The 18,873-nt window shown below is 71.6% G+C and carries 17 protein-coding genes and 1 pseudogene; 14 read left to right on the forward strand and 4 right to left on the reverse strand.

The annotated features are described in order from the left end of the window. Positions 1-308: 308 nt before the first annotated feature. Positions 309-575 carry a 30S ribosomal protein S20 gene (rpsT, locus tag ACZ3OF_RS05695; protein WP_137989361.1) on the reverse strand — a complete coding sequence of 89 codons (267 nt, stop codon included), beginning with the start codon at positions 573-575 and terminating at the stop codon, positions 309-311. A gap of 185 nt (positions 576-760) precedes the next feature. Between rpsT and lepA the strand changes: the two genes are divergently transcribed. The 3 genes from lepA to hemW all read left to right on the forward strand — a co-directional run bounded on the left by lepA (position 761) and on the right by hemW (position 6,046). Then, a complete protein-coding gene (lepA, locus tag ACZ3OF_RS05700; protein WP_361681992.1) occupies positions 761-2,629 on the forward strand; it encodes a translation elongation factor 4 in 1,869 nt (622 codons plus the stop codon). A gap of 227 nt (positions 2,630-2,856) precedes the next feature. Continuing rightward, positions 2,857-4,731: an AMP-dependent synthetase/ligase gene (locus ACZ3OF_RS05705; RefSeq protein ID WP_361681995.1), complete on the forward strand. Its 1,875-nt coding sequence runs from the start codon at positions 2,857-2,859 to the stop codon at positions 4,729-4,731. A gap of 82 nt (positions 4,732-4,813) precedes the next feature. After that, positions 4,814-6,046, forward strand: coding sequence for a radical SAM family heme chaperone HemW (gene hemW / locus ACZ3OF_RS05710; RefSeq protein ID WP_361681998.1), 1,233 nt, complete (start codon positions 4,814-4,816; stop codon positions 6,044-6,046). 222 nt (positions 6,047-6,268) lie between these two features. On the opposite strand, the gene ACZ3OF_RS05715 is transcribed toward hemW, so the two are convergent. After that, positions 6,269-7,069, reverse strand: coding sequence for a DUF3097 domain-containing protein (locus ACZ3OF_RS05715; protein WP_361682001.1), 801 nt, complete (start codon positions 7,067-7,069; stop codon positions 6,269-6,271). A 10-nt stretch (positions 7,070-7,079) separates the two neighbouring features. Beyond that, entirely contained in the window at positions 7,080-7,811 is a 732-nt protein-coding gene (locus tag ACZ3OF_RS05720; RefSeq protein WP_467303039.1) for an MBL fold metallo-hydrolase, read from the reverse strand. A gap of 153 nt (positions 7,812-7,964) precedes the next feature. Between ACZ3OF_RS05720 and hrcA the strand changes: the two genes are divergently transcribed. From hrcA to ACZ3OF_RS05745, 5 genes and pseudogenes are all read left to right on the forward strand, one after another. After that, positions 7,965-8,984 (forward strand): heat-inducible transcriptional repressor HrcA, encoded by a 1,020-nt coding sequence (hrcA, locus tag ACZ3OF_RS05725; protein ID WP_361434985.1) that lies wholly within the window; start codon positions 7,965-7,967, stop codon positions 8,982-8,984. Beyond that, the gene (dnaJ, locus tag ACZ3OF_RS05730; protein ID WP_361594062.1) at positions 8,985-10,124 is read left to right on the forward strand and encodes a molecular chaperone DnaJ; all 1,140 of its coding nucleotides are present in this window, start codon (positions 8,985-8,987) and stop codon (positions 10,122-10,124) included. A gap of 177 nt (positions 10,125-10,301) precedes the next feature. Continuing rightward, positions 10,302-11,378: a nitronate monooxygenase gene (locus tag ACZ3OF_RS05735; protein ID WP_467303043.1), complete on the forward strand. Its 1,077-nt coding sequence runs from the start codon at positions 10,302-10,304 to the stop codon at positions 11,376-11,378. Further along, positions 11,375-12,118, forward strand: coding sequence for a 16S rRNA (uracil(1498)-N(3))-methyltransferase (locus ACZ3OF_RS05740; protein ID WP_361682010.1), 744 nt, complete (start codon positions 11,375-11,377; stop codon positions 12,116-12,118). The genes ACZ3OF_RS05735 and ACZ3OF_RS05740 overlap by 4 nt, the downstream gene beginning before the upstream one ends. A gap of 64 nt (positions 12,119-12,182) precedes the next feature. Continuing rightward, positions 12,183-12,554: pseudogene (locus ACZ3OF_RS05745) on the forward strand (cytidine/deoxycytidylate deaminase family protein); the annotation flags it as partial. 26 nt (positions 12,555-12,580) lie between these two features. On the opposite strand, the gene ACZ3OF_RS05750 reads toward ACZ3OF_RS05745, so the two are convergent. Further along, entirely contained in the window at positions 12,581-12,934 is a 354-nt protein-coding gene (locus ACZ3OF_RS05750; RefSeq protein ID WP_361679881.1) for a hypothetical protein, read from the reverse strand. A gap of 94 nt (positions 12,935-13,028) precedes the next feature. Between ACZ3OF_RS05750 and ACZ3OF_RS05755 the strand changes: the two genes are divergently transcribed. The 6 genes from ACZ3OF_RS05755 to ACZ3OF_RS05780 are packed head-to-tail and all read left to right on the forward strand — an operon-like array spanning position 13,029 to position 18,866. Beyond that, positions 13,029-14,372 carry an ATP-binding protein gene (locus ACZ3OF_RS05755; RefSeq protein ID WP_467303046.1) on the forward strand — a complete coding sequence of 448 codons (1,344 nt, stop codon included), beginning with the start codon at positions 13,029-13,031 and terminating at the stop codon, positions 14,370-14,372. Next, positions 14,369-15,454 (forward strand): tetratricopeptide repeat protein, encoded by a 1,086-nt coding sequence (locus ACZ3OF_RS05760; protein ID WP_361679887.1) that lies wholly within the window; start codon positions 14,369-14,371, stop codon positions 15,452-15,454. The genes ACZ3OF_RS05755 and ACZ3OF_RS05760 overlap by 4 nt, the downstream gene beginning before the upstream one ends. Further along, the gene (locus ACZ3OF_RS05765; protein WP_467303048.1) at positions 15,454-16,542 is read left to right on the forward strand and encodes a tetratricopeptide repeat protein; all 1,089 of its coding nucleotides are present in this window, start codon (positions 15,454-15,456) and stop codon (positions 16,540-16,542) included. The genes ACZ3OF_RS05760 and ACZ3OF_RS05765 overlap by 1 nt, the downstream gene beginning before the upstream one ends. Before the next feature lie 55 nt (positions 16,543-16,597). Continuing rightward, the gene (locus ACZ3OF_RS05770; RefSeq protein ID WP_361434976.1) at positions 16,598-16,957 is read left to right on the forward strand and encodes a histidine triad nucleotide-binding protein; all 360 of its coding nucleotides are present in this window, start codon (positions 16,598-16,600) and stop codon (positions 16,955-16,957) included. 3 nt (positions 16,958-16,960) lie between these two features. Next, the gene (locus ACZ3OF_RS05775; protein ID WP_361679893.1) at positions 16,961-17,863 is read left to right on the forward strand and encodes a ribonuclease Z; all 903 of its coding nucleotides are present in this window, start codon (positions 16,961-16,963) and stop codon (positions 17,861-17,863) included. Between the two features lie 4 nt (positions 17,864-17,867). Then, positions 17,868-18,866: an adenosine deaminase gene (locus tag ACZ3OF_RS05780; RefSeq protein ID WP_467303050.1), complete on the forward strand. Its 999-nt coding sequence runs from the start codon at positions 17,868-17,870 to the stop codon at positions 18,864-18,866. Positions 18,867-18,873 lie beyond the last annotated feature (7 nt).

An 18,873-nucleotide genomic window follows, 5' to 3' on the forward strand; every position in this document is an offset into this window, starting at 1 on the left:
CCCTCGGGTCTTCTCCGCCCCTCGTGGGCCTCTCGGCTCTCTCGGGTCCCCCCGGAACGTGGCGTCCCTGGGCCGTCGTGCCTGGCGGCGGACCGGTGTGCCCAGGTGCTCGTGGTGCCGCGTCGGTCGGGGTGAGGCAGGTACGACAAAGGCCCCGGGCTCCTGGGGAAGGAGGGGACGGGGCCTTGTCGTAGTGATGGTGGGCTCGTGCACGCGTGGCGAACGCGTATCGCGCACGAGTCCGGGGTGCCGGTTGGGAGCGGGAGAGAGGGCCCGCGGGGTCCCGTCCGGCGTTACATCAGAGGGGCTCAGCCCTGCAGAGCGGCAACCTTGGTGGCCAGCGCCGACTTCTTGTTGGCGGCGGCGTTCTTGTGGATGACACCCTTCGAGACAGCCTTGTCGAGCGCGCGGGAGGCGGCGCGAGAAGCCACGACGGCCTTCTCGACGTCACCCGCGGCGACGGCCTCGCGGGCCTTGCGGATCGCGGTCTTGAGCGACGACTTGACGGCCTTGTTGCGCAGGCGCGCCTTCTCGTTCGTCTTGTTCCGCTTGATCTGGGACTTGATGTTCGCCACGAAAAGAGCCTTTTCAGGTTCGGTGTTGTTTCTGAGGTGTGCCTCTTCGCTGAGAGGGCGTACGAGACACAGCTGTCCACGATATCAGGGCCCCTAACCTCCGCCCAAACCGAGCGGAGCCGCTCACTCGTGGGACCATGGAGCCTACGTATCGATCCGACCATCGCCCCGAGACGAGACCCTGCGTGCCCGCGACTCCTACCCACGTGCCTGAGCCGAGCCGTACCGACCCGGCGCTGATCCGCAATTTCTGCATCATCGCGCACATCGACCACGGCAAGTCCACGCTTGCCGACCGGATGCTTCAGCTGACGGGTGTGGTCGACCAGCGGCAGATGCGCGCCCAGTACCTCGACCGGATGGACATCGAGCGCGAGCGCGGCATCACGATCAAGTCCCAGGCGGTGCGTCTTCCCTGGGCGCCCACCGAGGGCGAGGGTCAGGGTAAGACCCACATCCTCAACATGATCGACACCCCCGGGCACGTCGACTTCACCTACGAGGTCTCGCGTTCCCTGGCCGCCTGCGAGGGCACGATCCTGCTGGTCGACGCGGCCCAGGGCATCGAGGCGCAGACCCTCGCGAACCTGTACCTCGCGATGGAGAACGACCTCACGATCGTTCCCGTGCTGAACAAGATCGACCTGCCCGCCGCGCAGCCGGAGAAGTTCTCCGAGGAGCTCGCCAACCTCATCGGCTGCCAGCCCGAGGACGTGCTCAAGGTCTCCGCCAAGACCGGCCTGGGCGTCGAGGCGCTGCTCGACCGCGTCGTCGCGAACGTCCCGGCCCCCGTCGGTGTGGCCGACGCCCCCGCCCGCGCGATGATCTTCGACTCCGTCTACGACTCGTACCGCGGTGTCGTGACGTACGTCCGTGTCGTCGACGGCCAGCTCAACAAGCGCGAGCGCATCAGGATGATGTCGACCGGCGCCACCCACGAGCTTCTGGAGATCGGCGTCTCCTCCCCGGAGATGACGCCGTCCGACGGTCTCGGCGTCGGCGAGGTCGGCTACCTCATCACCGGTGTGAAGGACGTCCGTCAGTCCAAGGTCGGTGACACGATCACCTCCCTGAGCAAGGGCGCCACCGAGGCCCTCGGCGGTTACAAGGACCCGAAGCCGATGGTGTTCTCCGGGCTCTACCCGCTGGACGGCTCGGAGTACCCGGACCTCCGCGACGCCCTCGACAAGCTGCAGCTCAACGACGCCGCGCTCGTCTACGAGCCGGAGACCTCCGCCGCTCTCGGCTTCGGCTTCCGTGTCGGCTTCCTCGGTCTGCTCCACCTGGACGTGATCCGCGAGCGTCTGGAGCGCGAGTTCGGGCTCGACCTGATCGCCACCGCCCCCAACGTGGTCTACCGCGTGGTCATGGAGGACGGCAGCGAGCACACGGTCACCAACCCGAGCGAGTTCCCCGAGGGCAAGATCAACGACGTGTTCGAGCCCGTCGTACGCGCCACGATCCTCGCGCCCAGCGAATTCATCGGCGCGATCATGGAGCTGTGCCAGACCCGCCGGGGCACGCTGCTCGGCATGGACTACCTCTCCGAGGACCGGGTGGAGATCCGCTACACCCTCCCCCTGGCCGAGATCGTCTTCGACTTCTTCGACCAGCTGAAGTCCAAGACGCGCGGTTACGCCTCCCTCGACTACGAGCCCACCGGCGAGCAGGCCTCCAGCCTGGTCAAGGTCGACATCCTGCTGCACGGCGACAAGGTCGACGCGTTCTCCGCCGTCACCCACAAGGACGCCGCGTACGCGTACGGCGTGCGGCTCGTCGCCAAGCTGCGCGAGCTCATCCCGCGGCAGGCCTTCGAGGTGCCCATCCAGGCCGCCATCGGCTCCCGGGTCATCGCCCGCGAGACCATCCGCGCCATCCGCAAGGACGTCCTCGCCAAGTGCTACGGCGGTGACATCTCCCGTAAGCGGAAGCTGCTGGAGAAGCAGAAGGAAGGCAAGAAGCGGATGAAGATGGTCGGCTCCGTGGAGGTCCCGCAGGAGGCCTTCATCGCCGTCCTGTCGAGCGACGACTCCGCCGGCGGCAAGAAGAAGTGATCGGCTGTTTAGCTGACTGATACATCGAACGGGTCTCCGCGCGGACGGCGAGGGGGCCCGTTCGGCGTTCGTTCTGTTATCAACCGGGTATGAAGAGGCGGCCGCCAGGCTCTTACGCGCCGGACTTCGGCCATCTACTCTGATCCCCGAATCGAAGGTTACTCGCCAGTTAGAACGCACCGCCAGATCGCACCACCCGCAGGCATCGCCGCCGCCCGGAGGACGTCGTGAGCGACACACAGACCTTGATCGAGAACCGGCCGCCCTCCGTGGCGACGCTCTTCCTTGAGCGCGTCGAGCGGACCCCGGACGCGGAGGCCTATCGCTACCCGGTACCGGCCGTTTCCGGCCAGGGTCCGGACGAGTGGAAGTCGCTCAGCTGGGGGCAGGCCGCCGAGCGGGTCTTCGCCATCGCGGCCGGCCTCATCGACCTGGGCGTACAGGCGGAGGAGCGGGTCGCCCTGGCCTCCTCCACCCGGGTGGAGTGGATCCTCTCCGACCTCGGCGTGATGTGCGCGGGAGCCGCCGTCACCACGATCTACCCGCAGACCAACGCCGAGGAGTCGGCGTTCATCCTCTCCGACTCCGAGTCCAAGGTGCTGATCGCGGAGGACGCGGCGCAGGTCGCCAAGGCCCGCGAGACCCGCGCCGACCTGCCCGGTCTCCACCACGTCGTCGTCATCGACCCCACGGGCGTCGAGAGCGACGACTGGGTCCTCTCCCTCGCCGAACTGGAGAAGCGCGGCCAGGCGTACCTGGAGAAGCACGCCGACGCGGTCAAGGCGCGCGTCTCGGCCATCACCGCCGACCAGCTCGCCACCCTCATCTACACCTCGGGCACCACGGGCCGCCCCAAGGGCGTCCGCCTCCCGCACGACAACTGGTCGTACATGGCCAAGGCCATCGCCGCGACCGGCCTCGTCACCGGGGACGACGTCCAGTACCTCTGGCTGCCGCTCGCGCACGTCTTCGGCAAGGTGCTCACCTCCGGCCAGATCGAGGTCGGCCACGTCACCGCCGTCGACGGCCGCATCGACAAGATCATCGTGAACCTGCCGGTGGTCCAGCCGACCTACATGGCCGCCGTGCCCCGCATCTTCGAGAAGGTCTACAACGGCGTCGCCGCCAAGGCCCGCGAGGGCGGCGCGGCCAAGTACAAGATCTTCCAGTGGGCGGCCGAAGTGGCCCGCGAGTACGCCAAGGTCACCCAGGACAACTTCCGCCGCACCGGCACCGCCTCCGCGCCCTTCGGCCTCACCGCGAAGCACAAGGTCGCCGACGCGCTCGTCTACAAGAAGCTCCGCGAGGCCTTCGGCGGCCGGCTGCGCGCCGCCGTGTCCGGCTCCGTCGCGCTGGCGCCCGAGATCGGCTTCTTCTTCTCCGGCGCGGGCATCCACATCCTGGAGGGCTACGGCCTGACGGAGTCCAGCGCCGCCTCCTTCGTCAACCCGGGCGAGGCCTACCGCACCGGCACGGTCGGCAAGCCGCTGCCCGGCTGCGAGGTCCGGATCGCCGACGACGGCGAGATCCTGCTGCGCGGCCCCGGCATCATGCAGGGCTACCACGGCCTGCCCGAGAAGACGGCCGAGGTCCTGGAGGCGGACGGCTGGTTCCACACCGGGGACATCGGCGAGCTGTCCGCCGACGGCTATCTGCGGATCACGGACCGCAAGAAGGACCTGTTCAAGACCTCGGGCGGCAAGTACATCGCGCCGACCGAGATCGAGGGCCAGTTCAAGGCCGTCTGCCCGTTCGTCTCCAACATCGTCGTCCTCGGCGCCGACCGGAACTACTGCTCCGCGCTCATCGCGCTCGACGAGCCCGCCATCCTCGGCTGGGCCGCTGAGCACGGCCTCGGCGGCAAGGCGTACGCGGAGGTCATGGCGGCACCGCAGACCCAGGAGATGGTCCAGGGGTACGTGGACCGGCTCAACGAGGGCCTGCAGCGCTGGCAGACGATCAAGAAGTTCCGTCTGCTGCCGCGGGACCTGGACGTGGAGCACGGTGAGCTGACCCCGTCGCTGAAGATGAAGCGACCGGTGGTGGAGCGGACGTACAAGGACCTGATCGAGGAGATGTACGCGGGGGCGCGGGAGGCGTAACCGCCGCGGCTCGGCAAGCCGCGGCCGGCCGGGTTGTCCACAGGCCGGCGGCTTACCTCGGGCAGTACGGGACAATGGGCTCATGCCTTCCGTACTGCCCGATGGTGAGCCCATGCCCGAGGACGGGGCGCTGCCCGCGCACGCCCTGGAAGGGGCCCGGGAGCGGCCGCTCGGGTTCTATCTGCATGTGCCGTACTGCGCGACGCGCTGCGGCTACTGCGACTTCAACACGTACACCGCGAGCGAGCTGCGCGGTGCCGGAGGCGTGCTCGCCTCCCGGGACAACTACGCGGGGCAGGTCGTCGAGGAGATACGCCTCGCCCGGAAGGTGCTGGGCGACGACCCGCGGCCGGTGCGGACCGTCTTCGTCGGCGGCGGTACGCCGACGCTGCTCGCGGCCGGTGATCTCGTACGGATGCTGGGGGCGATCCGGGACGAGTTCGGGCTCGCGGACGATGCCGAGGTGACCACGGAGGCGAACCCGGAGTCGGTGGATCCGGCGTACCTGGCGGAGCTGAGGGCCGGAGGCTTCAACCGGATCTCCTTCGGCATGCAGAGCGCCCGGCAGCACGTCCTGAAGGTCCTCGACCGTACGCACACCCCGGGGCGGCCCGAGGCGTGCGTCGCGGAGGCGCGGGCGGCGGGCTTCGAACACGTCAACCTGGACCTGATCTACGGGACGCCGGGGGAGTCCGACGACGACTGGCGCGCCTCGCTCGAGGCGGCGATCGGGGCGGGCCCCGACCATGTCAGCGCGTACGCGCTGATCGTCGAGGAGGGGACGCAGCTGGCGCGGCGGATCCGCCGCGGCGAGGTCCCGATGACGGACGACGACGTGCACGCGGACCGGTACCTGATCGCCGACTCCGTCTTCGCGGAGGCCGGCTTCGAGTGGTACGAGGTGTCGAACTGGGCCACGTCGGAGGCCGGGCGGTGCCTGCACAACGAGCTGTACTGGCGCGGTGCCGACTGGTGGGGCGCGGGGCCGGGGGCGCACTCGCACGTCGGGGGTGTGCGGTGGTGGAACGTGAAGCATCCGGGGGCGTACGCGGCGGCGCTCTCCTCCGGGAGGTCGCCGGGCGCGGGGCGCGAGGTCCTCTCGGCGGAGGACCGTCGCGTGGAGCGGGTGCTCCTCGAGCTCCGGCTCCGGGAGGGCGTGGAGCTGGAGCTCCTGCGCCCCGTGGGCCTCGCGGCCGCGGAGAAGGCGCTCGCGGACGGGCTCCTCGCGGCGGAGCCGTACGCGGCGGGGCGGGCGGTCCTGACGCTGCGGGGGCGGTTGCTGGCGGACGCGGTGGTTCGGGACCTGGTGGACTAGGGCGGTCGGGTCGCCCTTGGGCGGGGCGGTGAGCGCGCGGGCGCCCCTGGGCGGGCCCGAGGGGCGCCCGCCCCTGTTCCGGGGGCCCGAGGAGGCGCCGCCCCTGTGCGGGGGCGCGAGAAAGGCGCCGCCCCTGTGGGGCTGTGCCCACCCGTTCCGCACTGCGGAACGATTGCCCACAACGGGCGGGGCTGAACGGCGCCCAAGACCGGGCGGCTGGGGCTAGGGCGCTGTCACGAAGTCGATCAGTTCTTCCACTCGGCCCAGGAGCGACGGTTCCAGGTCCTTGTAGGTGTGGACCTTCGACAGGATGTGCTGCCAGGCCGCTCCCGTGTTCTGCGGCCAGCCCAGTGCCTGGCAGACGCCCGTCTTCCAGTCCTGGCCCCTGGGGATCACCGGCCATGCCGCGATGCCCACCGACGACGGTTTCACCGCCTCCCAGACGTCGATGTACGGGTGGCCCACGATCAGAACGTCCGGGGACGAGACCTGCGCCGCGATGCGCGACTCCTTGGAGCCCGGCACCAGGTGGTCGACCAGGATGCCCAGCCGCGCGTCCGCCGCCGGGGCGAAGTCCGCGACGATCGCCGGGAGGTCGTCGATGCCCTCCAGGTACTCCACCACCACGCCCTCGATGCGCAGGTCGTCGCCCCAGACCCGCTCCACCAGCTCCGCGTCGTGCCGGCCCTCCACGTAGATCCGGCCCGCCCGCGCCACCCGGGCCCGCGCGCCCGGGACCGCGACCGAGCCGGAGGCCGTACGAGTGGGGCGCGTCGGACCGGCCGCGGGACGGACCAGCGTCACCACCTTGCCCTCCAGCAGGAAGCCCCGCGGTTCCATCGGGAACACGCGGTGCTTGCCGAAGCGGTCCTCCAGGGTCACCGTGCCCGCCTCGCAGCGGATCACCGCCCCGCAGAAGCCCGTGGAGACCTCCTCCACCACGAGGTCCACCTCCGCCGGTACCTCCGGCACCGGGGCGGATCGCTTCCAAGGGGGCGTCAGGTCCGGGTTGTAGCTGCGCATTTGGGCGACGTTATGCGACGGAGAAGCGCCGTGCCAGCTCATCCCGCTGGCGCCGTACGAACGCCGCGTCCACCACCGCCCCGTGCCCCGGCACGTACATCGCGTCCTCCCCGCCCAGCGACAGCAGTCGGTCCAGGGCCGCCGGCCAGCGTGATGGCAGCGCGTCCGGGCCCGCCTGGGGCTCTCCCGACTCCTCCACCAGATCGCCGCAGAAGACGATCTCCGGCACGCCGCGCACGCCGGGCACGAAGAGCGCCAGGTCGTGCGCCGTGTGGCCCGGGCCGATGTTCGCCAGCAGCACCTGGCGGCCCCCCAGGTCGAGCGTCCACTCCCCGGAGACGGAATGGTGCGGCGCCACGAGCGTGTCGGCCGCCTCCGTCGCCGCCGACTCCTCCACCCCGTGCCGTACCGCGTCCTCCCGCAGCGCGTGCCGCTCCCGTCGCAGCAGATCGTCCACGCCCACTGCGCCGAACACCTCCGCGCCCGCGAACACCGCCGTGCCCAGCACATGATCGAAATGGGGGTGGCTCAGTGCGATGTGCGTCACTCTCCGGCCGCCCGTGAGCGCCTCCGCCTGAGCCCGCAGCTCCGCGCCCTCGGCGAGCGTCGAGCCCGTGTCGTACAGGAGGACGGCCTTCTCGCCCATGACCAGGCCCACCGTGGCGTCCCAGCCCGGCAGCCGCCGCCTCCCCACCCCGTTACCGAGCCGCTCCCAGCCGTACTCTTCCCAATCGACATCCATACCGCGACGCTATCCGCAACGACGCGACCTCCGACGCGGCCTCCTTGCCAGGAGCGATGCCCGCCGCCGTACACTGGCCGGGGGATTCCTGGCACTCGAACAGGGCGAGTGCCAAATGCGGAGCAACCGATACGACAGCTGGAGGTGTGCGCGATGCTCAGCGAACGCAGACTCGAGGTGCTGCGCGCCATCGTCCAGGACTATGTCGGGACGGAGGAGCCGGTCGGCTCCAAGGCGCTCACGGAGCGCCACAAGCTCGGCGTCTCGCCCGCCACCGTGCGCAACGACATGGCCGTCCTGGAGGACGAGGGCTACATCGCCCAGCCTCACACCAGCGCCGGACGCATCCCGACCGACAAGGGCTACCGGCTCTTCGTCGACCGGCTCGCCGGCGTCAAGCCGCTGTCGACGCCCGAGCGGCGCGCGATCCACAACTTCCTCGACGGAGCCGTCGACCTCGACGACGTCGTCGGGCGTACGGTCCGGCTGCTCGCGCAGCTGACCCGCCAGGTCGCCGTCGTGCAGTACCCGTCGCTGACCCGCTCGACGGTCCGGCACGTGGAGCTGCTCTCGCTGGCCCCCGCCCGGCTGATGCTCGTGCTGATCACGGACACCGGCCGGGTGGAGCAGCGCGTCATCGACTGCCCGGCGCCGTTCGGCGAGACCTCGCTCGCGGACCTGCGCGCCCGGCTCAACAGCCGGGTCGTCGGCCGCCGTTTCGCGGACGTGCCGCAACTGGTGCAGGATCTTCCGGAGTCCTTCGAGGAGACGGAGGACCGCGGCACGGTCTCGACCGTGCTCGCGACCCTGCTCGAAACCCTGGTGGAGGAGCATGAGGAGCGGCTGATGATCGGCGGCACCGCCAATCTCACCCGCTTCGGCCATGACTTCCCCCTCACGATCAGGCCCGTCCTCGAAGCCCTTGAGGAGCAGGTCGTGCTCCTCAAGCTGCTGGGCGAGGCCAAGGACTCGGGCATGACCGTACGGATCGGGCACGAGAACGCCCATGAGGGCCTCACCTCCACGTCCGTCGTCGCGGTCGGCTACGGTTCGGGCGACGAGGCAGTCGCCAAACTCGGCGTGGTCGGACCGACCCGCATGGACTACCCCGGAACGATGGGAGCGGTACGCGCAGTGGCACGTTACGTCGGACAGATCCTGGCGGAGTCGTAAGTGGCCACGGACTACTACGCCGTACTCGGCGTACGCCGCGACGCGTCCCAGGACGAGATCAAGAAGGCATTCCGGCGGCTCGCCCGCGAGCTGCACCCGGATGTCAATCCCGATCCGAAGACGCAGGAGCGGTTCAAGGAGATCAACGCCGCCTACGAGGTGCTGTCGGACCCGCAGAAGAAGCAGGTCTACGACCTCGGCGGCGACCCGCTGTCCGCGTCCGGCGGCGGCGGTGGAGCCGGTGGCTTCGGCCAGGGCGGCTTCGGGAACTTCTCGGACATCATGGACGCGTTCTTCGGTACGGCGTCGCAGCGCGGGCCACGCTCGCGCACGCGCCGCGGCCAGGACGCCATGATCCGGCTGGAGATCGACCTCAACGAGGCCGCGTTCGGCACGACCAAGGACATCCAGGTCGACACGGCCGTCGTCTGTACGACCTGTTCGGGTGAGGGCGCCGCCCCCGGCACGTCCGCCCAGACCTGTGACATGTGCCGCGGCCGCGGTGAGGTCTCGCAGGTCACGCGGTCCTTCCTGGGCCAGGTCATGACCTCGCGCCCCTGCCCCCAGTGCCAGGGCTTCGGCACCGTCGTCCCGACCCCGTGCCCCGAGTGCGCGGGCGACGGCCGGGTCCGCTCGCGGCGCACGCTGACCGTGAAGATCCCGGCCGGTGTGGACAACGGCACGCGGATCCAGCTCGCGGGCGAGGGCGAGGTCGGCCCCGGCGGCGGCCCCGCCGGCGACCTGTACGTCGAGATCCACGAGGTCCCGCACGAGACCTTCCAGCGGCGCGGCGACGACCTGCACTGCACGGTCACCATCCCGATGACGGCGGGTGCGCTCGGTACGAAGGTGCCGTTGCAGACGCTCGACGGGGTGGAGGAGGTCGACATCCGCCCGGGCACCCAGTCCGGCCAGTCGATCCCGCTGCACGGGCGCGGCATCACACACCTGCGCGGTGGCGGCCGTGGCGACCTGATCGTGCACGTCGAGGTGACGACGCCGTCGAAGCTCGACGCCGAGCAGGAGCGGCTGCTGCGCGAACTGGCGAAGCTGCGCGGCGAGGAGCGGCCGACGGGTCAGTTCCAGCCGGGACAGCAGGGCCTGTTCTCGCGGCTCAAGGACGCGTTCAACGGCCGGTAGGCGTGATTGCCGGGGGTCCGGGGGTTGTCCCCCGGGTCGGCACGGTCAGCCGGGACAGCAGGGCCTGTTCTCGCGGCTCAAGGACGCGTTCAACGGCCGGTAGGACTGGGCGTGGCATGCCTGGAAGGGCGGTATCCGCAGGGCGGATGCCGCCCTTCCGTATGACACGATGCCTGCATGTCCACCGCGCTGAACGATCTCTCCCGATACCCGATCGTGCAGGCCCCCATGGCGGGTGGAGCGTCCTGTCCGGAGCTCGTCGGGGCCGTCTGCGAGGCCGGCGGGCTCGGGTTCCTCGCCGGGGGGTACAAGACCGCCGGCGGGCTGTACCAGGAGATCAAACAGGTGCGCGGGCTGACCGGTCAGCCCTTCGGCGTGAACCTCTTCATGCCGCCCGGCGGGCAGCCCGGTGACCCCGCGGCCGTCGAGGTGTACCGGCACCAGCTCGCCGGCGAGGCCACCTGGTACGAGACGGCCCTCGGCGACCCCGACAACGGGCGCGACGACGCCTACGACGCCAAGCTCGCGATCCTGCTCGAGGACCCGGTCCCCGTCGTCTCGTTCACCTTCGGCTGCCCCGACCGGGACACGTTCCAGGCCTTCGCCCGCGCCGGTACGTACACGATCGTCACCGTCACCTCGCCCGACGAGGCCCGGGCCGCCCAGCGGGCCGGGGCCGACGCGGTCTGCGTGCAGGGTGTGGAGGCCGGCGGGCACCAGGGCACGCACCGCGACGACCCGGACGCCGCGCTCGCCGGGACCGGGCTCCTCACGCTCGTCACCCAGGTCGTGGAGGCCGTGCGGCTGCCGATCGTCGCGGCCGGCGGGATCATGCGCGGGGCCCAGATCGCCGCGGTCCTCGCCGCGGGGGCCGACGCCGCCCAGCTCGGTACCGCGTTCCTCGTGTGCCCCGAGTCGGGGGCGCACACGCTGCACAAGCAGGCCCTGACCAACCCCCTCTTCGTCCGCACCGAGCTCACCCGGGCCTTCTCCGGCCGCCCGGCGCGCGGGCTCGTCAACCGCTTCATGCGCGAGCACGGGCCGTACGCCCCCGCCGCCTACCCCGAGATCCACCACCTCACCGCGCCCCTCCGCAAGGCCGCCGCCACGGCGGGCGACGCGCAGGGCATGGCCCTGTGGGCCGGCCAGGGGCACCGGCTGGCCCGCGACCTCCCGGCCGGCCGGCTGGTCGAGGTGCTGGCCGCCGAACTCGACACCGCACTCACCGCGCAGGCCCACAGGAGCGCCTCATGACCGCACCCGTCTTCGTCGTCGAGGCCGTCCCCGGCACCGGCACCTTCCTCCTCGACGGCCCCGAGGGCCGCCACGCCGTCTCCGTGAAGCGGATGCGCGGGGGAGAGGACCTCGTCCTCACGGACGGGCGGGGCGCCTGGGCCGACTGCGTCGTGCTCACCGCCGAGGGCAAGGACCAGCTGACGGTCCAGGTCTCGGGGACGTACGAGGATCCCGAGCCCGCTCCCCGTATCACCGTCGTCCAGGCGCTGCCGAAGGGCGACCGGGGCGAGCTGGCCGTCGAGATCATGACGGAGACCGGCGTCGACGCGATCGTGCCGTGGGCCGCGTCCCGCTGCATCACCCAGTGGAAGGGCGACCGCGGTCTGAAGGCGCTCGCCAAGTGGCGGGCGACCGCGCGCGAGGCGGGGAAGCAGTCGCGCCGCACGCGCTTCCCCGAGGTCGCCGACGCGATGACCACCAAGCAGGTCGCCACGCTCCTCGCGGGCGCCGACTTCGCCGCCGTCCTGCACGAGGACCGGGACCACCCGAGCGGCGCGCTCGCCGACGCGTCCCTGCCCGCCGAGGGCGAGATCGTGCTCGTCGTCGGGCCCGAAGGGGGCGTCTCTCCCGAGGAGTTGGCGGCGTTCGAGGCGGCGGGCGCGAAGCCGTACCGACTCGGCCGCAGTGTCCTGCGCACCTCCACGGCCGGTACGGCGGCCACCGCGCTGCTCCTCGGACGCACGGGCCGCTGGAGCTAGTGCCGCATCAAGGACACCCCGGTCGGCGCTCGCCGTCGCCCGGCACCCGACGGAAGCAGTCCGGATGACCGCGCAGACCCACCGCGTCGACCACGAACTCGTCCAGGCCGCAGCGCACATCGCCCGCACCCGCTGCCGGGGCGACAACCACACCATGGCGGCCGCGGCCCGTGCCCGGGACGGCCGGATCATCACCGCGGTGAACGCCTACCACTTCACGGGGGGTCCGTGCGCCGAGCTGGCACTCATCGGCGCGGCAGCCGCCCAGGGCGCCCACGAGCTGGACACGATCGTGGCCGTGGGCGACCGCTACCGGGGGGTCGTTTCCCCGTGCGGCCGGTGCCGTCAGGTCCTCCTCGACTACTTCCCCACCCTCAAGGTCATCGTCGGGGAACACGACCGCGTCCGGACCGTCCTCATCACCGACTTGCTCCCAGCTCGACGCCGAGCAGACCGCGCCGCTCAGGCTGACACCAGCGCGTCGAACAGCGGCCAGCCGTCGCTCTCGTGGAGGCCGTGGGCCGTCGGGAGGAGGCCGCGTGCCGTGGCCTCGTCGAGGAAACGGCGCACCACCCCGGGCTCGTTGAGGTTGAGGTAGCCGTCTCCGGTGTCCGCGACCTGGCCGGCGCCCATGTACCCGCCCTGCGTCACCCGGCCCGGGCCCTCCTGGAAGACCAGGCGCAGTTGGGCGTGCGGGGCGTCGGCGCGGCGCAGCGTCAGCAGTTCCCGGCAGGGCGGATGCAGATGGCCGACCGACCAGAGCCAGACCGTGCCGTCCACCACCAGCCTGCGCGGTACGCGGTCTCGTCGACTCATGGGCCCACCGTAGGCCGGGAACCCGGTGGTCCGGCAACCAGGATTTCGGCAACCCGGTGGGCGCGGACGGTGGGCCGGTTCATAGGGTGACCGCATGTCCGACGAGTCTCCCCTGATCCGTAGTCTGCGCGCCGCGGTCGCCGCCGCGCCCGAAGACGTGCCCCTGCGGCTCCACTTCGCCGAACTGCTCCTCGCCGAGGGGCGCGGCGACGAGGCCGTCACGGAGGCCGCCGTGGCGCTCCAGCACGCGCCGGGCGACCGGGCGGCCCGTGCGCTGATGGTGCGCGCGATGGGACTGCCCGCCGCGACCGAGGAAGCCGCCGCGCCCGCCACGAGCGAGGCGGCCCCCGCGACCGAGGCGGCCCCCGCGACCGCCGCGGTCCCGGAGGGCCCCGGGACCCCTGCCCAGCCCTCCCCCTTCGACTGGAGGGCGGCCGAGCAGGAGGTCGGGGACCTGGTCGGGCCCCGGTTCGTCGAGAGCGGCAGCGGTACCGGCGACGACCTGGAGCAGCCGCTCACCGCCGACGGCAGCGGCGACCCAGGGGACGCCTCCGCCTGGGACGTCGACGCCCCCGGCTCCGTACGCCTCGCCGACGTCGGGGGCATGCAGGAGGTCAAGGACCGCCTGGAGGCCGCGTTCCTCGCCCCCATGCGCAACCCCGAACTCCGCAAGCTGTACGGCAAGTCCCTGCGCGGCGGCCTCCTCCTCTACGGGCCGCCCGGCTGCGGCAAGACCTTCATCGCCCGCGCCGTCGCCGGTGAGCTCGGGGCGAGCTTCATATCGATCTCGCTCGCCGACATCCTCGACATGTACATCGGCACGTCCGAGAAGAACGTCCACGACATCTTCGAGACCGCCCGCGCCCAGGCCCCCTGTGTCGTCTTCCTCGACGAGCTGGACGCCCTCGGCGCCAAGCGCTCCCGTACGCACCACGGCGGGCTGCGCAACGTCGTCAACCAGCTCCTCACCGAGCTCGACGGCGTCGACGGGGCGGAGAACGAGGGCGTCTTCGTGCTCGCCGCCACCAACGTGCCCTGGGACGTGGACCTCGCGCTGCGCCGCCCCGGCCGCCTCGACCGCACCCTGCTCGTGCTGCCGCCCGACGCCCCGGCCCGCGAGGCGATCCTCCGCTACCACCTGCGCGAACGGCCCATCGAGTCGGTCGACCTCGGCAGACTCGTCAAGATCACCGAGGACTTCTCCGGCGCCGACCTCGCCCATCTGTGCGAGACAGCCGCCGAGTCCGCGCTCCTCGACTCCGCCCGCACCGGCACCGTACGCATGATCAACATGAAGGACCTGCTGGGCGCGGCCAAGCAGATCAAGCCGTCCAGCGAGTCCTGGTTCGCCTCCGCCCGCAACGTGGCGATGTTCGCCAACGACGGAGGCATGTACGACGACCTGGTCACCTATCTGAAGAAGAAGCGGAAGCTGTGAGCGTGAAGCACCCGCAGTTCGAACAGGCCGAGCTGCTGTACGACATGGGCCGGTACGGCGAGAGCCGGGAACGGGTCGCCCGGTACATCGCCGAGGCCCCCGACGACCACCACGCCCTGCTGCTGCTCGCTCGCTGCCTCATCGCCGAGGAGCGGCCCGCCGAGGGCCTCGCAGCTGCGGACGCGGCGCTGACCTACGCACCCGACTTCGCCTTCGGGCACTACATCCGCGGTGTCGCGCTGCGCCGGGCGGGGCGGCCCCACGACGCCGAAGAGGCGATGCGGGAGACCATCCGTCTCGACCCGCACTACTGGGCGCCGCGTGCCGTGCGCGCCGAGCTGATGCCCTTCGTGAGAGACCGGTTCCCCGGAGGCGACGCGGCGGCGGTCGTCGAGGGGCTCGCGGAGGCACAGGAGGCCGTCCGGCTCGGACCGGACGAGACCCGCGCGTGGGAGGCCCTGTACAAGCTCGCCCTCTTCAACCGGCGCCCCGACCTCGCGGACGAGGCCGTCCGGCAGCTCCTGCGGATCGACCCCACCAACACCCTCGCCGTGACGATGGCCACCGAGGAGGAGGCCGCCAAGCCCGGCACCTCCGTCGCGCAGGCGGCCGACCTGTACGCCGGCGGTCTCGCCGCCGCGCCCGACGCCAACTGGCTCCGCAGGGACCTCGACAAGGCCGTCTACCGGATGCTGCGAGGCACCCGGTGGCTCGCGCTGCTCTGCCTGGTCATGGCGGGCGTCGTCGTCGACATCTTCCCGACGGACGGCGAGGACGCGAAGGAACTCCCGGTCCACCTCGGCACCCGGCTCTGGGCGCTCGCGCTGATGGCGGCGGTGTGGGGCTTCGGCGCCCTGCGGCGCTATCAGCGGATGCGCACCGGCGCCCAGCTGACCGTACGCGCCCTCGTGCGGCGGCTGTTCTGGCCCCGGGTCGTCCTCGGGCAGGCTGTCCTGGCCACGCTCTGCGCCCTGCTGATCGTCCTCGTGCCGTGGACCGACCGGACCGTTCCCCAGGTCCTGTTCTGGCTCGGACTCGTACCGAACCTGCTCAGCATCACGCACGACCGGAACAAGGTCTGATGAGCCCCGCGCTGGACCGGGCCGACGCACTCTTCGACGTCGGCCGGTACGAGCAGGCCGCCGCGCTCGCCGCCCAGCATCTGACCACCGACCCTCAGGACGCCGCCGCGCACGTCCTGCTGGCCCGCTGCCGGCACCGGCTGTCTCGCGAGCAGGAGGCCCTCGACTCGGTCGAGGCGGCTCTGCGCGCCGACCCCGACTCGCTGCCGGCCTGGCTGATGCGTACCCACGTCCTGCTCGCGCTGAAGCGGTACGAGGAGGCGGAGCGGTCCGCCCGGTACGCCGTCGAACTCGCCCCGCAGTACTGGGGCAGCCACTACGCCCTCGGCACCGTCCTCGACCGGTCCGTCCGCGTCGAGCGCCGGCGCGAGGGGTACGAGGCGGCCCGGGCCGCCGTCGCGCTCGCCCCCGAGGAGAGCGACGCGCACTTCCTCGTCGGCCTCACCGCCCACCGCACCGGCAACCACCGCGTCGCCCAGCAGGCCTACGAGACGGCGCTGCGCCTCAACCCGGAGAACAGCGAGGCGCACAACAACCTCTCCCTGCTGCATCTGCGCCGCCGCTGGCTCCGGCCCGGGGCGTGGACGAAGGCCGCCGAGGGCTTCGTCGAGTCCGCGGCGCTCGACATGAACGACCGGCAGGCCCGCTACAACCTGGAGACCATGGCCTGGGGCACCGCCGCGGGCGCCCGCTGGGTGGCCCTGCTCGGCTTCTTCGCCGCCGGCCTCGGCGGGGCGCCGCTGCGGAACGGCGGGTCGGGCGCGGATGCCCTCGTCCCGTACCTGATCGGCGCGGTCGTCCTCGTCGGCGGCTGGGCCGGCTGGGCGGTGTGGATGGCCCGGCGCATCCCGCCGCGGCTGCGCCGCCCGCTGCTCCTCGTCGCGCGCAACTGCCGACCCGTGCTCGCCATGGCGATCTCCGTCGGACTGCTCGCCCTGCACTCGGTGGTGTCGATGGTCGTGGGGACGCTGGGTCCCTCCGTCGTCGTGGCGCTCGGCTTCCCGTGCTTCTGGGCCGTGATCATCACGTACTGGGTGAGCCGTTCCGCCCTGCAGCGCCGCGCCCCCGCGGCCGAGCGCGGCCGGTGACACGGCCGATACGATGCCGGAGTAACCGATCATCCAAGGCGAGGAGGCCCGGGCCATGGCCGGAGAGCCGCAGAGCGACTGCCTGTTCTGCAAGATCGCGGACGGGGAGGTTCCGGCGACGATCGTGCGCGAGACGGAGACCACCCTCGCCTTCCGGGACATCAACCCGCAGGCGCCCACGCACGTGCTCGTCATCCCGCGCGTCCACTACCCCGACGCCGCCAGCCTCGCCGCCGCCGCGCCGACCATCGCCGCCGACGTGCTGCGCGAGGCCGGAGAGATCGCCGCGCAGGAGAAGGTCGACGGCACCGGCTTCCGGATCGTCTTCAACACCGGCGTCGGTGCGGGCCAGACCGTCTTCCACGCCCACGCGCACGTCCTCGGCGGCCGCGGCCTCAACTGGCCCCCCGGATAAGCCGTGTCCGTACGTGAACTCGTCGTGCTCGGGACCGCCAGCCAGGTCCCGACCCGGCACCGCAACCACAACGGCTATCTGCTGCGCTGGGACGGCCAGGGCATCCTGTTCGATCCCGGCGAGGGCACCCAGCGGCAGATGCTGGGGGCCGGGGTCGCCGCGCACGACATCGACCGGATCTGCGTCACGCACTTCCACGGAGACCACTCGCTCGGCCTGGCCGGGGTGATCCAGCGGATCAACCTCGACCAGGTCCCGCACCCCGTCACCGCGCACTACCCGGCGAGCGGGCAGCGGTTCTTCGAGCGGCTGCGGTACGCGACGGCCTACCGCGAGACGGTGAAGCTGGCGGAGGCCCCGGTGGCCGCCGACGGGCCCCTCGCCGTGACCGACGCGTACACCCTCGACGCGTACCTGCTCTCGCACCCGGTGGAGTCGTACGGCTACCGGATCACCGAGCCCGACGGGCGCCGCATCCTGCCCGAGCGCCTCGCCGCGCACGGCATCAAGGGCCCGGACATCGGCCGGATCCAGCGCGAGGGAACCCTGGACGGGGTGACGCTGGACGAGGTCAGCGAGGTCCGGCGCGGGCAGCGGTTCGCGTTCGTCATGGACACCCGGCTCTGCGACGGCGTGCACGCGCTCGCCGAGGGCGCCGACATGCTCGTCATCGAGTCGACCTTCCTCGACGAGGACGTCCGGCTCGCCACCGACCACGGCCATCTGACGGCCGGCCAGGCCGCCGCCGTCGCACGCGACGCGGGGGTGCGGCACCTCGTGCTGACCCACTTCTCGCAGCGGTACGGCGATCCCGCCGAGTTCGAACGGCAGGCGCGGGCGGCCGGGTTCGACGGCGAGCTGAGCATTGCCCAGGACCTCATGAGGGTCCCCCTACCGAAAAGATAGATCCATGCCCCTCCCCAAGGCCGAACTCCACCTTCACATCGAAGGCACCCTCGAACCCGAGCTGGCGTTCGCGCTCGCCGCGCGCAACGGCGTCACCCTGCCGTACGCGGACACCGAGGAGCTGCGCGAGGCGTACCTCTTCAGCGATCTGCAGTCCTTCCTGGACCTGTACTACGAGCTGATGGCCGTCCTGCACACGACCGAGGACTTCGGCGAGCTGGCCGACGCGTATCTGGCGCGGGCCGCGGCGCAGGGCGTGCGGCACGCGGAGATCTTCTTCGACCCGCAGGCCCACACCGCCCGCGGGGTGCCGATCGGGACGGTGATCGAGGGGCTGGCCCGCGCCCTCGACCGGGCCGAGGAGCGGCACGGCGTGTCGACGCGGCTGATCATGTGCTTCCTTCGCGACGAGTCCGCCGAGTCGGCGATGGCGACGCTTGAGGCCGCGCGGCCGTATCTGCACCGGCTCACGGGCGTCGGTCTGGACTCGGCGGAGGTGGGCCACCCGCCGTCGAAGTTCCGCGAGGTGTACGCGGCGGCCGAGGCGCTCGGTCTGCGCAAGGTCGCCCACGCGGGCGAGGAGGGCCCGCCGGCGTACATCCGCGAGGCGCTGGACGTCCTCGGGGTGGAGCGGATCGACCACGGGCTGCGCTGCATGGAGGACCCGGAACTGGTGGAGCGGCTCGTGCGGGAGCGGGTGCCGCTCACGCTCTGCCCGCTGTCGAACGTACGCCTCCGGGCGATCGACGTCCTGGAGGACCACCCGCTGGCGGCGATGCTGGGCGCCGGCCTGATGGCGACGGTCAACTCCGACGACCCGGCGTACTTCGGCGGCTACGTGGGCGACACGTTCGACGCGGTGCGGGGCGCGCTGGGTCTTGACCGGGAACAGCTGCGGACGCTGGCGCGCAACTCCTTCGAGGCGTCGTTCCTCGACGACGACGAGGACCGCAGGGCGCGGTACCTGGCCGAGGTCGAGGCGTACGACTTCGACGCGGAGTAGGGCGGGG

The organism is Streptomyces sp. NPDC022552 (genome assembly GCF_055561875.1).

Bases quoted from the DNA above. Each gene is read 5' to 3' on its own strand.
- ACZ3OF_RS05715 (WP_361682001.1), bottom strand. From the start codon at position 7,069: ATGCGCAGCTACAACCCGGACCTGACGCCCCCTTGGAAGCGATCCGCC.
- ACZ3OF_RS05765 (WP_467303048.1), top strand. From the start codon at position 15,454: ATGAGCCCCGCGCTGGACCGGGCCGACGCACTCTTCGACGTCGGCCGG.
- ACZ3OF_RS05755 (WP_467303046.1), top strand. From the start codon at position 13,029: ATGTCCGACGAGTCTCCCCTGATCCGTAGTCTGCGCGCCGCGGTCGCC.
- ACZ3OF_RS05770 (WP_361434976.1), top strand. From the start codon at position 16,598: ATGGCCGGAGAGCCGCAGAGCGACTGCCTGTTCTGCAAGATCGCGGAC.
- ACZ3OF_RS05780 (WP_467303050.1), top strand. From the start codon at position 17,868: ATGCCCCTCCCCAAGGCCGAACTCCACCTTCACATCGAAGGCACCCTC.
- ACZ3OF_RS05740 (WP_361682010.1), top strand. From the start codon at position 11,375: ATGACCGCACCCGTCTTCGTCGTCGAGGCCGTCCCCGGCACCGGCACC.
- ACZ3OF_RS05735 (WP_467303043.1), top strand. From the start codon at position 10,302: ATGTCCACCGCGCTGAACGATCTCTCCCGATACCCGATCGTGCAGGCC.
- hemW (WP_361681998.1), top strand. From the start codon at position 4,814: ATGCCTTCCGTACTGCCCGATGGTGAGCCCATGCCCGAGGACGGGGCG.
- hrcA (WP_361434985.1), top strand. From the start codon at position 7,965: ATGCTCAGCGAACGCAGACTCGAGGTGCTGCGCGCCATCGTCCAGGAC.
- ACZ3OF_RS05750 (WP_361679881.1), bottom strand. From the start codon at position 12,934: ATGAGTCGACGAGACCGCGTACCGCGCAGGCTGGTGGTGGACGGCACG.
- ACZ3OF_RS05720 (WP_467303039.1), bottom strand. From the start codon at position 7,811: ATGGATGTCGATTGGGAAGAGTACGGCTGGGAGCGGCTCGGTAACGGG.